The organism is Psychrobacter glacincola (genome assembly GCF_965118485.1).
Lineage (GTDB): Bacteria > Pseudomonadota > Gammaproteobacteria > Pseudomonadales > Moraxellaceae > Psychrobacter > Psychrobacter glacincola_D.
In genome coordinates, this window is sequence record NZ_CBCPJH010000003.1 from 1 (window position 1) to 839 (window position 839).

The 839-nt window shown below is 34.3% G+C and carries 2 tRNA genes; both read left to right on the forward strand.

What is annotated here, in order from left to right:
- Window positions 1-84 precede the first annotated feature (84 nt).
- Window positions 85-158: transfer RNA gene (locus ACMHKH_RS01680), tRNA-Gly, on the forward strand.
- Window positions 159-275: 117 nt separating this feature from the next.
- Window positions 276-350, forward strand: a tRNA-Thr gene (locus tag ACMHKH_RS01685).
- The last annotated feature ends 489 nt before the right edge of the window (window positions 351-839 follow it).

The window sequence follows — 839 nt, forward strand, 5'->3', positions numbered from 1 at the left end:
ATTTTTCTAAGTTTGTCTTAGCGCCAAGCATACTCCTTATCAACATATGACTTTCTATTAGAGTCAACCCAGATAAGAGTAAATGCGGGTGTGGTATAATGGTAACACCTTAGCCTTCCAAGCTAATGACGCGGGTTCGATTCCCGCCACCCGCTCCATATATGTACCATCGAACAAACCATTACTACTCATCACGACAGTCAGTTATTATTGCTGTATCGTGATATTTTTTTTAGTGCAATCGAGCGATTGTCTACTGTAGTTGTTAAAAGTATGCTCATATAGCTCAGCGGTAGAGCACTCCCTTGGTAAGGGAGAGGTCTTGAGTTCAATTCTCAATATGAGCTCCATTTATTGTTCAATCTTTATATTTGCTTTGCTATTTTTGATTAAAGCTTGGCAATAAGCATTGGTATCGAAATTATAAAATATTGAAAATTATAAATACAGTGTGACAAATAATGATTTGAGGGTGACACTGAGGTGTTGCCTTTTCGTGCTGTCAGTTTATTGATAAATAACATATTTATTCGTATTTTTAAGATATCAATGAAGTTCTGCCAGATAAAGTTGTGCAACAACGCTGCGATATATTAGCCTATTGTATTCAATAGATTGAAAAGCACGTATAATGCCCTTATTTATAGGCTTAGTATCCAAACGTATGCAAGTTATACAGAAGATATAAGCGCTATTATAGATTTTTAGTTAATAAAATTTTTATCGCTAAACCTAGATTTTATTAGTTATATAGAATAAACACAGTGTCAACGGTCTGATGGTCATACATCATAAGCCGTCAAACAGTTATTTACCGATCTTTGATTGATAAATATTCA